General features: G+C 69.6%; 9 protein-coding genes and 1 pseudogene. 4 read left to right on the top strand and 6 right to left on the bottom strand.

What is annotated here, in order from left to right:
* Positions 1–44: 44 nt before the first annotated feature.
* Positions 45–2,498, bottom strand: a complete 2,454-nt coding sequence (locus tag EAS64_RS39205; protein WP_145861671.1) for an amino acid permease — start codon at positions 2,496–2,498, stop codon at positions 45–47.
* A 151-nt stretch (positions 2,499–2,649) separates the two neighbouring features.
* On the opposite strand from EAS64_RS39205, the gene EAS64_RS39200 reads away from it, so the two are divergent.
* The 3 genes and pseudogenes from EAS64_RS39200 to EAS64_RS47240 all read left to right on the top strand — a co-directional run.
* The gene (locus EAS64_RS39200; protein WP_187366504.1) at positions 2,650–4,485 is read left to right on the top strand and encodes a DUF4118 domain-containing protein; all 1,836 of its coding nucleotides are present in this window, start codon (positions 2,650–2,652) and stop codon (positions 4,483–4,485) included.
* Positions 4,482–5,156 carry a response regulator gene (locus tag EAS64_RS39195; RefSeq protein ID WP_145861667.1) on the top strand — a complete coding sequence of 225 codons (675 nt, stop codon included), beginning with the start codon at positions 4,482–4,484 and terminating at the stop codon, positions 5,154–5,156. Before EAS64_RS39200 ends, EAS64_RS39195 begins: the two co-directional genes overlap by 4 nt.
* Positions 5,157–5,250: 94 nt before the next feature.
* Positions 5,251–6,087, top strand: a pseudogene (locus tag EAS64_RS47240) (Rieske (2Fe-2S) protein); the annotation flags it as partial.
* Positions 6,088–6,297: 210 nt separating this feature from the next.
* Here EAS64_RS47240 and EAS64_RS39185 read toward each other — a convergent pair.
* Together EAS64_RS39185 and EAS64_RS39180 are read right to left on the bottom strand one after the other, a co-directional pair.
* Entirely contained in the window at positions 6,298–7,326 is a 1,029-nt protein-coding gene (locus tag EAS64_RS39185; RefSeq protein WP_145861665.1) for an SPFH domain-containing protein, read from the bottom strand.
* A gap of 216 nt (positions 7,327–7,542) precedes the next feature.
* Positions 7,543–8,328 carry an ABC transporter ATP-binding protein gene (locus tag EAS64_RS39180; protein ID WP_145861663.1) on the bottom strand — a complete coding sequence of 262 codons (786 nt, stop codon included), beginning with the start codon at positions 8,326–8,328 and terminating at the stop codon, positions 7,543–7,545.
* Positions 8,329–8,483: 155 nt separating this feature from the next.
* Between EAS64_RS39180 and serB the strand changes: the two genes are divergently transcribed.
* A complete protein-coding gene (gene serB, locus EAS64_RS39175; RefSeq protein ID WP_145861661.1) occupies positions 8,484–9,692 on the top strand; it encodes a phosphoserine phosphatase SerB in 1,209 nt (402 codons plus the stop codon).
* A gap of 92 nt (positions 9,693–9,784) precedes the next feature.
* Here the strand turns inward: serB and EAS64_RS39170 are convergent, their stop codons facing one another.
* The 3 genes from EAS64_RS39170 to EAS64_RS39160 all read right to left on the bottom strand — a co-directional run bounded on the left by EAS64_RS39170 (position 9,785) and on the right by EAS64_RS39160 (position 13,625).
* On the bottom strand, positions 9,785–12,274 hold the full coding sequence (locus tag EAS64_RS39170) for a sodium-translocating pyrophosphatase (RefSeq protein ID WP_145861659.1): 2,490 nt from the start codon (positions 12,272–12,274) through the stop codon (positions 9,785–9,787).
* Between the two features lie 490 nt (positions 12,275–12,764).
* Positions 12,765–13,259, bottom strand: a complete 495-nt coding sequence (locus EAS64_RS39165) for an ATP-binding protein (protein ID WP_145861657.1) — start codon at positions 13,257–13,259, stop codon at positions 12,765–12,767.
* A gap of 15 nt (positions 13,260–13,274) precedes the next feature.
* Positions 13,275–13,625 carry an STAS domain-containing protein gene (locus EAS64_RS39160; protein ID WP_145861655.1) on the bottom strand — a complete coding sequence of 117 codons (351 nt, stop codon included), beginning with the start codon at positions 13,623–13,625 and terminating at the stop codon, positions 13,275–13,277.
* Between the last annotated feature and the right edge of the window lie 108 nt (positions 13,626–13,733).

The raw sequence follows: 13,733 nt of genomic DNA, 5'->3' as shown, positions 1-13,733 counted from the left end.
TTTCACAGCCCGAGACATTTGCTACCGGAACGAGGCCCTGCCGCCTACTCCCCCTGCTCGCCCCTGGCAAGCAGCTCGTACGCCGGGTTGATCATGAACGACCCCGTCTCGCGCACGGACACCTTGCCTGCCAGCCGTACCCGCACGCCTGGCTCGAAGCCGGGGATGCTCGTCCTGCCGTAGAACTTGGCGGTCAGCACCCCGGTGTGATCGGTCACCGCGGCCTCGAACACGCAGCTGTTCTCGACGGGGTGGATCGATATGGCGCTGACCTTGCCCTCCACGGTCACCTTCCTGGCGGTGCTCAGCTCGCCGATCGCGGAAACGCCAGGCGCGCGCTCAGCGGGCGGTCCGCCGGATCCGTTGAGCGTCACGGTGCCGGCCGCCGCCGCCTGCTGTCCGTCCTTAGCCCGAACGGTTGCGGCCGGCTCCGATTCCCCCGCCTGCGCCGCGAGGCTCGCGGCGTGCCTGGCGTGCAGCAGGTGCACCCTGCCCTCCACGTCGAACGGGATGATCGTGGCGGCCGCGTCGGGTACCTGGCTGATCACCTCGGCCATCTTGTCCGCGGTGCGGTCGTGCAGCAGGCGGCCGAGCAGCGGCGAGTAGCCCCGCCGCGGCAGCACCACAGTGACCTGGGTGCTCTTGGCCGCCGCCTCGCGGCTGACCAGCTCGAGCGAGGCGCGGGTGAGCCGCCGGTCCGGGGTGTCGATCATCTCGAGCGGTATGTCCTGCCCGAACCTGATCCACTTCTCGTGCAGCTGCTGCGCCCGGTCGCCGTCGATGACGAAGTGCACCGCGCGCAGGGTGGTGGGGCGCAGGCCGCGCGCGTACCTGATCGCGGCGAAGGTGGCGAGGTCCACGTCGTCCACGAAGATCAGCACCACCCGGCGGCTGTAGTTCGGCTGCCTGGGCGGGATGCCCGCGGCGCGCCTGCCGCCGATGTTCTCCAGCACCTCGGACTCCATCCGGTACTCCCTGTTCAGCCGGATGAGCAGGAAGACGAGAACCGGGAAGACGATGACGATCAGCCACGCGCCCTCGGTGAACTTCACGATCGCGAAGATCGCGACGACGATGGCGGTGTAGACGGCGGCGGTCACGTTGATGATCCTCCTGCGCCGCCAGCCGCGTTCCTTGACCCGCTTGTGGTACTTGGCCATGCCGAAGCCGGCCATCGTGAACCCGGTGAACACGCCGATCGCGTAGAACGGGATCAGCCCGTTGACGTTGGCGCCGACCGCGATCAGCAGGGCCAGCGAGACGACAGTGAGCACGATGATGCCGTTGGAAAGCGCGAGCCGGTGCCCGCGCTTTGTCAGCCAGCGGGGCAGGAACGAGTCGCCGGCGACGAAGCTGGCGAGATAGGGAAAGCCGCTGAAACTGGTGTTGCCGCCGGTGAACAGGATCAACGCGGTCGCCGCCTGCACCACGAAGTACATGAAGTGCGCTCCGCTGCCGAAGACGACGTTGGCCTCCTGGGCGAGCACCGTGGGATAGCCGGCCAGGTAGGGGATGGCGTGGGTGATGTGCGCCAGCCAGGAGATCCCTGCGATCAGGAACGCGACAATGGACCCCTGGGTGACCAGGATCTGCCTGGCGTTGCGGCCCTCCGGCGGACGCAGCGCGCCCACCGCGTTGGAGACGGCCTCGATGCCGGTCAGCGACGAGCCGCCGTTGGCGAAGGCGCGCGCCAGCATATAGATCATCCCGAAGCTGAGCAGCCCCTGAGTGCTGTGCCCGATGGGGAAGGCCGGGCCTGGGTAGGCACCGACGTGCGGGAGGCCGCCGCCGAAGAGTTCCCTGAATAGCCCGGCGATGATCATCAGCGCGACCGAGCCGGAGAACAGGTACGTGGGCAGCGCGAAGGACCGGCCCGCCTCGCGGATGCCCCGCAGGTTTCCGTAGCACATGATCAGCACCGCGATCACGGAGGTAACCGTGAGGATGTTTGATCCGATCACCGGGATGTTGCCAAGCTGCGGGAAGGCGGACACGATCGCCGCGCTGCCGGCCGCCACCTGGACCGCGACGGTGACTACGTAGTCGATGAGCAGCGCCACGGCGGCGACCTGGGCAACCCGGGGACCGAAGTTCTCCCGCGCCACCACGTAGGAGCCGCCGGCCCTGGTGTAGACGGAGACGACCTCGCGGTAGGACAGCACGACGAGCGCGATGCCCGCCAGGACGAGCAAGGTCATCGGCAGGATGAGGGTGAACGCGGCAAGCCCGACGATGGGCACGAGCTCGATCAGGATCTCCTCGGTGCCGTAGGCGGCCGAGGAGATGCCATCGCAGGAGAGCACGCCAAGCGCGAGCGGACGCGACAGCCGCTGCTCACTCATCTGCTCGTTGACGAGCGGCGGGCCGAGCAGCTTCCGCTTGAGCTTGAATCCGAACGTCTCTGGCAGTCCGCCGCCCGGCAAGACATCGGTCGAGAGCTCGTCAGGCAGGCCGTTCGCGAGCCCGGTTCCGTGGGGGGCCGGCAGGTGATTTCTCATAGCGCGCTTCACGCTAGGCGTTACCGCAGCAGATGACCGCAAGTGCCGCGTTAAGCCTTCTGAGCTGGGCGTTAGGAAATCGTCAAGATTGACCATGTTCGGCCGCGCAAGGGCTGAAATGGCTTCCAAGATGACTAGAAGCAGGCAGGCGATGACACCGGCGGGGTGGCGCGGGACGCGCGCTCCGCTGTGGCGTCGTGACCCGCTGCGCCGTCCCCCCTGGCGCGGCGGGTTGCCTGCCCCCTACGTGCTGCCTGCCGGGTTCGCGGCCCTGCTCGCCGTCGGCACCGTGGCCGCCGCTCTCGGCGGCCGGCTCGGCGCCACCGGGGTGCTCATCGCCTGCGCCATCGTGGTCGGCGTGCTCGCCGCGGTCGCCCAGCCGGCGGCCGCGGTACCGCTCGGCATCATCGGCTGGCTGACCGTCACCGGCTTCTCCCGGCCGCCCTATGCGGACCTGCACCTGACCGGGCTGGTCGCCGAACGGGCGGCGATCACCCTCACCGTCACGGCGCTCGCCTGCGCGATGGCGGGCGCGACGTTCCGCTGGAGCGCCGGAAGAGCGACACTAGAAGCTGTGGAAAAGCGCGAGCAGAGCGGCATCTCCCGGCGCAGGCAGGTGGCGGGGGCCGTGCTCGCCGTGGCCGGGCTGCCGCTGCTCACCATGCTGCTCACCGCGCTCGGGTCCCACCTCAACTTCACCGACGAACTGCTGATCTACCTGGTCGCCGTGGTCGCGGTCACCGTTGTCGGCGGCTTCTGGCCCGCGGTGTTCGCCGCCGTCGCCGCCTGCCTGCTGCTCAACTGGTACTTCACCGCGCCGTTGCACACGCTGACCATCGCCGAGCCGAGGAACCTGCTCGCCCTGGTGCTGTTCGTCACCGTGGCGGTGGCGGTGAGCAGCGTGGTCCACCTGGCGGCGCGGCGCGAGGCGGACGCGGCCCGCAGTTCGAAGGAAACTCAGTCGCTGCTCGGCCTGGCCCAGACGGTGCTCGGCGGCGCGGACACCCCAGGCGACGTGCTCGACCACCTGACTGTCAGCCACGGCGGGCGCGCCGAACTGCTCGAGCGGGTGGGCGCCCGCTGGATCAAGGTCGCCGCCAGCGGCGCCGAGGACGCGGAAGGAACCGTGCTGCGCTTCGAAGTGCGACCCGACCTGGCTCTCGAGGTGACCGGCCAGGCGGCAAGCGCGACGGCCTCGCTGCTCGCCGGCTACACCGCCCAGGCCGTCGCGGCACTCGACCGGGCACGGCTGCGTACCCAGGCGGCGCAGGCCGAAGCGCTCGCCGAGGGTGACCGGATGCGGACCGCGCTGCTCCGCGCGGTCAGCCACGACCTGCGCACGCCCCTCGCCTCGATCAAGGCCAGCGTGTCGAGCCTGCGGCAGACCGATGTGCACTGGTCGCCGGACGATGAGGCGGAACTGCTCGCCAACATCGAGCAGAACGCCGACCGGCTCGACGCGCTCGTTGGCAACCTGCTCGACATGGGCCGCATCCAGGCCGGCTCGCTCGAGCCGTTCCTGCGCGCCACCGCAGTCGACGAGGTGGCACCCGTCGCGCTGCGCGGCCTCGACGACGCCGACCACATGATGATCGCCGTCCCCGACGACCTCCCCCTCGTCCGGGCGGATCCCGGGCTGCTCGAGCGGGTGTTCGCCAACCTGTTCTCCAACGCGCTGCGGCACTCGCCGCCAGGCAGGCACCCGCTGCTGCGCGCCAGGGAAGACGGCACCCGGGTCGTCATCGACGTGGTGGACCACGGCACCGGGGTGCCGGCCGAGTCCAAGGAGCGAATCTTCGAGCCGTTCGCCCGCCTCGACGCGCGATCTTCCGGGGTGGGGCTCGGCCTGGCCGTCGCCAAGGGATTCGCCGAGGCGATGGGCGGCACGATCGTGGCGGTCGACACCCCGGGCGGCGGGCTGACCATGCGGATCACTCTGCCCGCAGCGGCGAGTGGCGTCCGCGCCACCCTCGGAGCTGACTTATGACCCGGGTCCTCGTGATCGACGACGAGCCGTCGATCCTCCGGGCGCTGCGGATCAACCTGACCGCCCGCAACTACGAGGTAAGCACCGCGACCGACGGCACGTCCGGCCTCGCCGCCGTCTCCCGCGAGCGCCCGGATGCCGTCATCCTCGACCTGGGCCTGCCCGACATGGACGGCACCGAGGTCATCCACGGTGTCCGCGGCTGGACCGCCACGCCGATCATCGTCTTGTCGGTATGGGGCGCCGAGCACCAGAAGGTCGCCGCGCTCGACGCCGGTGCCGACGACTATGTGACGAAGCCGTTCGGCATGGACGAGCTGCTCGCCCGGCTCCGCGCCGCGGTCCGCCGTGCCTCCCCCGAGCCCGACGAGCCCGTCGTGGAAACACCCGGCTTCACCGTGGACCTCGCCGCCAAGCGGGTCACCAGGGACGGCGCCGACGTCAGGCTCACCCCCACCGAGTGGCAGCTACTTGAGATCCTCGTCCGCAACCGCGGCAGGCTCGTCACCCAGAAACAGCTGCTTCAGGACGTCTGGGGCCCCGCGTACGGCTCAGAATCCAACTACCTGCGCGTTTACATCGCCCAGCTCCGCCGTAAGCTCGAGGAAGAGCCGTCACGTCCCAGCTACCTGCTCACCGAGCCGGGCATGGGCTACCGCTTCCAGGCCTGACGCCGCCTGACGTTTCCCTGCCAGATAACGGAAAAATCCAGGCCGCGGGCGGCCGACGGGTGACTTCGGCGGGTTGACTGGGTACGTCCCCTCCGTGCGATTCCTCAGTGGCGAGGCGAGGCGGGCGGTCAGGTCGGCACGGCCGGCCACGCTCGCCGAGCGCATCGAACGTGCGCCGGCCCTCGACGGCCCAGTCAACGCCCTTTCCGGCGCCGTGGTGCGCGCCCTGCCTCCAGGGCGGCAGGCCGACGCGCTGCACGGCGTGCCGTTCGGTCAGCCCGCTCATCCCGCGCTCGTCAGGATTCCTGTCGGCTGCTGGACCTCCGCCGTGCTGCTCGACCTGTGCGGCGGCCGGAGCGCCGAGCGTGCCGCCGCGACGCTGGTCGGAGCGGGGCTCGCCGCGGCCGTTCCCGCCGTCGCCACCGGTCTTGCCGACTGGTCCGCGCTCCACCGCCACCAGCAGCGCGTCGGCCTGGTGCACGCCACCGCCCAGGCCAGCGCCACGATGCTGTTCGCCAGCTCGCTGCTGGCCCGCGTGGCCGGTCACCGCGGCAAGGCCAAGCTGCTGTCGGCCGCCGGCCTGATGGCCGCAACGGCGGGTGCGTACCTCGGCGGGCACCTAGCGCTACGGCTTGGGGCGGGGGCAAGCCACGCCGAGCCCATCGGTCACCTGGCAGAACTCGGCTGGAACGACCTGTGCCCGCTCGACGAACTGCCTGAGAGGCGGCCGGTCCGCCGCCAGCTCGGCTACCTGAGCCTGCTCACCGTGCGCGGCGGCGCAGAAGTCCGCGTGCTATCCGACCACTGCGCGCACCTCGGCGGCCCGCTGCACCAGGGGCGGCTGACCAGCGTGGACGGCGCCACCTGTGTGGTCTGCCCCTGGCACGGCTCGACCTTCCGGCTGAGCGACGGCGCGGTCATGCACGGCCCGGCCACCGCGAGGCAGCCGGCGTTCGACACCCGGGTCACCGACTCCGGCACCGTCCAGGTCCGTGCCACCGTCGGCCCCAAGGCCGCAAAGAGCCACACGGGGCAGTCCCGCCGCCTGACTAGGGCGCCCCGCGGCTTCGGCGCCGACGGCCGGAGCTTACCGGCGCGTCGCTCACCAGGACACCGCTTACCAGGCAGTGCTAGGCGGCGCTTACAAGGGCAGGCGGGTGATGCTGCCGCCGCCGTCGGGCCCCGGCAGCGCCTCTGGCGTGTGCCCGGGCAGCGCCTGCGGCGTGTCATCGCGTGGCAGCTGGCGCGCGCCGTTGGCATCGGACGCCGCGCCGAACAGCGCGCCAAGGCCCTCGAGGGCCTTGCCGAGCTCGCTCGGCACGATCCACAGTTTGTTCGCGCCGCCCTGGGCGATCTCCGGAAGCATCTCCAGGTACTTGTAGGCGAGCAGCCGCTGGTCCGGATTGCCCTCATGGATCGCCTGGAACACGGTCGCGATGGCCTGCGCCTCGCCCCTCGCCCTGGTCGCCTGCGCGGTCGCCTCCGCGTCCGCGCGCACGACCGCAGCCTCGGCCTCGCCGCGCGCCCGCAGCACCGCCGCCTGCCGCGCGCCTTCCGCAGTCAGGATCGCGGACTGCTTGGCGCCCTCGGCGGACAGGATCGCGGCGCGCTTGTCCCGGTCCGCGCGCATCTGCTTCTCCATGGAGTCCTGGATCGACGCGGGCGGCTCGATGGCCTTGAGCTCAACCCGGCTCACCCGCAGACCCCACCGGCCCGTCGCCTCGTCGAGCTCCTTGCGGAGCTCGCCGTTGATCTTGTCCCGCGAGGTGAGCGTCATGTCCAGGTCCATGCCGCCGACCACGTTCCGCAGCGTGGTGACGGTGAGCTGCTCCACCGCCGCCACGTAGTTGGCGATTTCATAGGTCGCCGCCTTCGGGTCGGTCACCTGGAAGTAGATCACCGTATCGATGCCGACCACCAGGTTGTCCTTGGTGATGACGGGCTGCGGCGGGAAGCTGACCACCTGCTCGCGCAGGTCGATGAGCGGGCGCAGCCGGTCGATGAACGGCACCACGATGTTCAGCCCCGCGTGCAGGGTCCGGTGGTACCTGCCGAAGCGTTCCACGATCCCGGCCCGCGCCTGCGGCACGATACGAATCCCGCGCATCACGGCGAACACGGCAATGCCGACGATCAAGACGATAAGGACTATCGCGATTATGGCGCCCATCACCACATCTCCGCCCAAGTGAGCCGATACCTGCTCACGGTAACGCGGCGGAGCGTGAAGTACCAAGGGCGTTAAGTAAACCTCCAGGTCAGAGCGAAGCTTGTTGAGCGCCCGATGGCAAAAGGCGCCATCGTATCGGGCGCTCAGCAAGCACTATCTCCCGGGGGGACGACCCCCCGTACCCCCCGATGTCCGGGCAAGCCCGGACAAGACTAGCTAGCGGGCCCAGGCGCGCCAGCGCTTCTCGTGCCGCTCGATCTCCAGGGGGACGCCGAAGCAGCGGGACAGGTTCCGCGCGGTGAACACCTCGTCGATCGGGCCCGCGACGAGGACCGCACCCCGGCGCAGCAGCATCGAGTGCGTGAACCCGTCGGGCACCTCCTCGACGTGATGGGTGACGAGCACCATCATCGGCGCCTTCGGGTCGTGGGCCAGCGTCGCCAGGCGGCGAAGCAGGTCCTCACGGCCGCCGAGGTCGAGTCCGGCGGCGGGCTCGTCGAGCAGCAGGATCTCCGGGTCGGGCATCATCGCGCGGGCGATCTGCACCCGCTTGCGCTCGCCCTCGGACAGGGTGGCGAACCGCCGCCTGATCAGGTGGGCGCAGCCAAGCGCGTCAAGCAGCTCCACCGCCCTGGTGACGTCGGAGGAGTCGTACTCCTCCTTCCACCGGCCGAGGATCGCGTAGGACGCGGTGAGCACGAGGTCTATCACCTTTTCGCTGGCCGGCACCCGCTCGGCGAGCGACGCGCTTGTCAGGCCGATCCGCGGCCGCAGCTCGAAGACGTCGACGTCGCCGAGCCGCTCGCCGAGCACCTCGACGGTTCCCTCGGTGGGGTAGAGCAGCGTGGAGGCCACCTGCAGCAGGGTGGTCTTGCCCGCGCCGTTCGGCCCGATGACGATCCAGCGCTCGTGCTCATGCGCGGTCCAGTCGACGTTCCGCAGCAACAGCGATGATTCCCTGCGCACCGACACGCCGCGCAGCTTGAGCACTTCGTCAGACACTGCCCCTCCTCACGCCGGGCCGGCGGGGGCCCGGCCCGAACGGCCGCCGAGACCGAACCTATGCCACAACGAGCCGATCGGCTAACAGGTACCAACGATGAACAGCTAGTGCTTGGTCACACTCCCGCTGAGCCAGACGGTATTTTGGGCACGAGATGAATCAGTCACGGACCACGCTCCTGATCACCCTTACCGGCAGGGACCGGCCCGGCGTTACGTCGCGCCTGTTCAGCACCCTGGCACGCTTCCCGCTGAGCGTAGCGGACATCGAGCAGGTGACGATCAGGGGCAGGCTGGTGCTCGGCGTCCTGGTCGGCTGCGAGGCGCCGCCCGACCTGACCGCCATTTACGGCGCGGTCACCGAGCTGGCAGGCGATCTCGGCCTCGAGGCGGAGATCACCACCGGGTCCGCGGAACGCCCGTCGCGCGCGGGCTCCAGCCGGGTCGGTGGCAGGCTGCACGTCACCGTGCTCGGCAGCCCGCTGCTGCCCGAGGGCGTCGCCGCCGTCGCCGGGCGGATCGCGGCGAACGGCGCCAACATCGACAGGATCACGCGGCTGGCGAGCGATCCGGTTACCTGCGTCGAACTTGACGTGTCAGGGGCGGAGCCGGTCTCGCTGCGGAACGAGCTCGCCGCGGTGGCGGTCGAGAGCGGCGTCGACGTCGCGGTGCAGCGGGCGGGCCTGCACCGCCGGGCGATGCGCCTCATCGTGATGGACGTCGACTCCACGCTGATCAGGGACGAGGTCATCGACCTGCTCGCGGAGCGCGCGGGCTGCGCCGATGAGGTGGCCAAGGTGACCGAGTCGGCGATGCGCGGCGAGCTTGACTTCGCCGCCTCGCTGCGGGAGCGCGTCGCGCTGCTCGCCGGGCTCGACGCGGGCATACTCGACGAGGTGCGCTCCGCCCTGCGGCTTACCCCCGGCGCGCGGACGCTGGTGCGGACGCTGAAACGCCTTGGCTACAAGTGCGGCATCGTCAGCGGCGGGTTCACCGCGGTGATCAAGCCGCTGGCCGACGAGCTCGGCATCGACTTCGTGGCGGCGAACACCCTTGAGGTGGCCGACGGCAGGCTGACCGGGCGGGTGATCGAGCCGATCGTGGACCGGGAGGGCAAGACCGCGGCGCTGCGCAGGTTCGCGCAGGCGGCAGACGTGCCGCTGGCGCAGACGGTCGCCGTCGGCGACGGCGCGAACGATCTCGGCATGATCGGCGCGGCCGGCCTCGGCGTCGCCTTCAACGCCAAGCCGGTGGTCCGCGACGCGGCGGACACGGCCGTTAACGTGCCTTACCTGGACACGGTGCTCTACCTGCTCGGCATACCGCGGGACGCGGTGGAGGCGGCCGACCAGGCCGACGAGTAGGCATCGGGTCCCGGCCGGCGACAAAGCACTGGCAAAGCCGATGGCCGGCTGCCCCGGGAACGGGGCAGCCGGCCATCGGCGTTAAGCGGTGTTTACTCGGCGGGCCGTCCTGCGGACGGGTCTGCCGAGGTCGGCAGGTGTCCGTTGGCGGCCCCGTTGGACGCGGCCTCCGGCTGCCGGGGAGACGAGACCGGGAGCCCCGCCGTGGCGCCGTCGTCGCTGCCAGCGGCCGGCGGGGCCACCTCGGGCGCCGGGGTGGCCGAGGTGGCCGCCTCTGTCGCCGCGCTGGTCTCCACGCTCGAGGGCGTCTCCTCGCCCATTCCGGAGGAACGCCGCTTGGAGTAGACGACCGCCGCGACGATGATGACCACCGCGCCGACAGCGACGCCGACGCGCAGGCCGGTGTTCGAGCTGTACTTCACCACGGAGGTCGCGATCAGCAGCGAGACCAGGTTCATCACCTTGATCAGCGGGTTGATCGCGGGCCCGGCGGTGTCCTTGAACGGGTCGCCCACGGTGTCGCCGATGACGGTCGCCGCGTGCGCGTCGGAGCCCTTGCCGCCGTGGTGGCCGTCCTCGACCAGCTTCTTGGCGTTGTCCCAGGCGCCGCCGGAGTTGGCGAGGAAGACCGCCATCAGCACGCCCGCCGCGATCGCCCCGGTCAGGTAGGAGCCGAGCGGCGCGTAGCCGAAGGCGAACCCGACCGCGATCGGCGTGAGCACCGCGAGCAGGCCCGGGGTGACCAGCTCACGCAGCGAGTCCGCGGTGACGATGTCCACCACGCGCGAGTAGTCGGGCTTCTCCTCGTAGGTCATGATCCCGGGGTGGGTGCGGAACTGCATGCGCACCTCGAGCACGACCCGCTGCGCCGCCCGGCCCACCGCCATGATCAGCAGACTGGAGAACAGGAACACGACCGACGCGCCGATGATCAGCCCGACGAGGACGTTCGGCTGGGCCACGTTCAGGCTGAAGGTGCTGCGCGCCGCGGCGGGCAGCGCCGATTCCACCGAGTCGCGGAACGAGCCGAACAGCGCCGTGGCGGCAAGCACCGCTGTCGCGATGGCGATGCCCTTGGTGATGGCCTTGGTGGTGTTGCCGATCGCGTCCAGGTTGGTCAGCGCCTGCGCGGCGTCGCCCTCCACCTCGCCGGACATCTCCGCGATGCCCTGGGCGTTGTCGGTCACCGGGCCGAAGGAGTCCATCGACACGATCACGCCGACCGTGGTCAGCAGGCCGCCGCCGGCCATGGCCACCGCGAACAGCGCGATGGTGGCGTTGCCGGTGGCCAGCAGGTAGGACCCGAACACGGCCGCGCCGATCAGCAGCGCGGAGTAGACGGCCGACTCCATCCCTGACGAGATGCCGGACAGGATCACCGTGGCCGCGCCGGTCTCCGAGGCTTGCCCGATGTCCCTGACCGGCCGCCGGGTGGTCTCGGTGAAGTACCCGGTCAGCAGCTGAATCGCGGACGCAAGCACGATCCCGATCAGCACCGCGCCGAACGCGATCCACCGCGGGTTGCCGTGGTAGCCCGCGATCGCGGGGTCGGTGATGCCAGCAAGCGCGCTGAACTTCGCCGGCAGGAACGTGAAGCAGAGGATCGCGACCCCGATGACCGAGATCACCGCCGAGATGAAGAAGCCACGGTTGATCGCGGTCATTCCGCTGCGGTCACGAGCCAGGGGCCGGACCGCGAAGATGCCGATGACCGCGGTGATCACGCCGATCATCGGGACGATCAGCGGGAAGATGAGCCCCTTGTCACCGAATGCGGTCTTGCCAAGGATGAGCGAGGCGACCAGCATCACCGCGTAGGACTCGAACAGGTCGGCCGCCATGCCGGCGCAGTCGCCCACGTTGTCGCCCACGTTGTCGGCGATCGTGGCCGCGTTGCGCGGGTCGTCCTCGGGGATGCCGACCTCGACCTTGCCGACCAGGTCCGCGCCCACGTCGGCGGCCTTGGTGTAGATGCCGCCGCCGACTCGCATGAACATCGCGAGGAGCGCCGCCCCGAAGCCGAAGCCCTCGAGCACGTCCGGCGCGTTGGACCGGTAGAACAGCACCACCACGGCCGCGCCAAGCAGGCCAAGGCCGACCGTGCACATGCCCGCGACGCCGCCGCAGCGGAACGCGATCCGCATCGCCTGGCGCTCGCCGCCTTCCCGCGCCGCGGCCGCGACCCGGACATTGCCCCGGACGCACAGCGACATGCCGATGGTCCCGGTGAGGGCGGAGGCCAGCGCGCCGATCAGAAAGAAGATGCTGCGGCCCCAGCGGACCCCGTCGCTGGGGGCCGGGAGCAGCAACAGCACGAAGAAGATGAGGACGACGAACGGGCTCAGCGTCCTAAACTGCCTGCGCAGATAGGCGGCGGCGCCTTCCTGTACGGCCTTGGCTATTTCCTGCATCTTCGCGGTCCCCTGGCTAGCGGCCAGGACCTCGCGCACCAGCCAGCCCGCGACGGCGAGGGCTGACAGTGCGATGACCGCGACGATTACAACCCAGGTGAGGTTGCCGCCGCTGACGCTGACCGGATCCACCGGTCCGCCCGCCAGGATGGCGGGACTGCTCTTCGACATTCGGTCTCCTTCGACGTCTGACATGCGCCGTGAGTCAGTCGTTTGGCCTATAAGCTTTTTCCATTGATCCGCCGACCCTGAAAGCAAGGCGTGGGCGGGAGTCTACGCTGCCTAGTGCAGTTCTTCGAAGTGTCGCAAGTTTCTTGTGGGCTTAGAGTTAAGCATCGATGCTAAGTACGAACAATCTGCTTCGATAGTCTCATTTGTCAAGTTTCAGGCGCGCCGTATTGTGGTTTGCCCTAGTTTCGGCAGTTCACACGTTACGTGTGTGGACTAAGTGTCTAAAAGTAACTCATGAGACAAGATGTGACTAGTGAGACAGATGTGAAAACTGTGAACATCGTGGTCGGGCCTCGCGGGGCGTGACCCCGGCCCACTGCCGTGCGGTGGCGGCGCAGCGGCCGCAGAAAAGCGATCGTCCGGCCCGCCGGCCCCGAGGGGTGCGGCGAACCGGACGCGAAACGACTTACCAGCTTTCCCTGGCGGGCCGCTAGCCGGCCCGGCGCTTCCAGCTCATGGTGACGCTGGTCCCTGGATCCGCCGCCGCGATCCGGACATCATCGGCGAGTCCGGCGATCACGGCGAGGCCCACGCCATCGGGGAGCCGCATCGGCACCTCATCGTCGATGACGGCGAGGTTGGTGCCGAAGCCCGCGAACCCTGCCGGCAGCCCGGCTTCGGCGGCGCCGTGACCGTCCGCCGCGGTGGTGCCCGCCGCGCCGGCGAGCTCGGCACCGGGAACGGCATCCGTCACCACCACCTCGAACTGCTCGCCGTCATCGGTGAGCGACACCCGGATGGGCTGCCCCGGGCAATGCCGCAGATGGGCCTCGACGGCACGAGAACAGGCCTCGCCAACGGCGAGGCGGACCTCATCGAGAAGCGATTCGGCCACGCCGCTCCGCCGCGCGACCGCGGTCGCGACGAGCCGAGCGGTCCGCACGTGGACGGGCAGCGGCGTAAAGGTGACTTCGACGGTGGCCATTGTGCGACGGGAGGCTTACTTCTCGGCCTTCCGGGCGGCGATGGCCTGGTCCACAGACTCGTGGATGCCAAAGACCTTGGTAAGTCCCGTAATGCGGAAGATCTTCAGGATGCGCTCCTGGGTGCAGACCAGGTCAAGCGACCCGTCGTGCGCGCGCACCCGCTTGAGCCCGCCGACCAGGACCCCGAGGCCCGTGGAGTCGAGGAACTCGACCTTCTCCATGTTGACTACCAGCTGGTAGTTCTTCTTGTTGACGAGCTCAATGAGCAGCTCGCGCAGGCGCGGCGCGGTGTAGACGTCGATCTCACCTTCGACGTCCACGATCTCGATGCCGTCCTTGTTGCTGTGCGCCAGCTTCAGATCCACTAATCCTCCAGCGCCCCGAGGGCGTCTCTAGCGTCGTGGGGGCGACCCCTGCACGGCATTCAACCACGCTCAGGTGTCATGTCTATACGATTTCATGCTGTCAGGCAT

It is taken from the genome of Trebonia kvetii (genome assembly GCF_007827045.1).
Lineage (GTDB): Bacteria > Actinomycetota > Actinomycetes > Streptosporangiales > Streptosporangiaceae > Trebonia > Trebonia kvetii.
This window is presented reverse-complemented; position numbering and strand designations above follow the sequence as displayed.

What these genes read in the sequence shown, in the direction of transcription:
- EAS64_RS39165 (WP_145861657.1), bottom strand. Translation starts at nt 13,259, where the DNA reads ATGGCCACCGTCGAAGTCACCTTTACGCCGCTGCCCGTCCACGTGCGG.
- EAS64_RS39195 (WP_145861667.1), top strand. Translation starts at nt 4,482, where the DNA reads ATGACCCGGGTCCTCGTGATCGACGACGAGCCGTCGATCCTCCGGGCG.
- serB (WP_145861661.1), top strand. Translation starts at nt 8,484, where the DNA reads ATGAATCAGTCACGGACCACGCTCCTGATCACCCTTACCGGCAGGGAC.
- EAS64_RS39200 (WP_187366504.1), top strand. Translation starts at nt 2,650, where the DNA reads ATGACACCGGCGGGGTGGCGCGGGACGCGCGCTCCGCTGTGGCGTCGT.
- EAS64_RS39185 (WP_145861665.1), bottom strand. Translation starts at nt 7,326, where the DNA reads ATGGGCGCCATAATCGCGATAGTCCTTATCGTCTTGATCGTCGGCATT.
- EAS64_RS39205 (WP_145861671.1), bottom strand. Translation starts at nt 2,498, where the DNA reads ATGAGAAATCACCTGCCGGCCCCCCACGGAACCGGGCTCGCGAACGGC.
- EAS64_RS39170 (WP_145861659.1), bottom strand. Translation starts at nt 12,274, where the DNA reads ATGTCGAAGAGCAGTCCCGCCATCCTGGCGGGCGGACCGGTGGATCCG.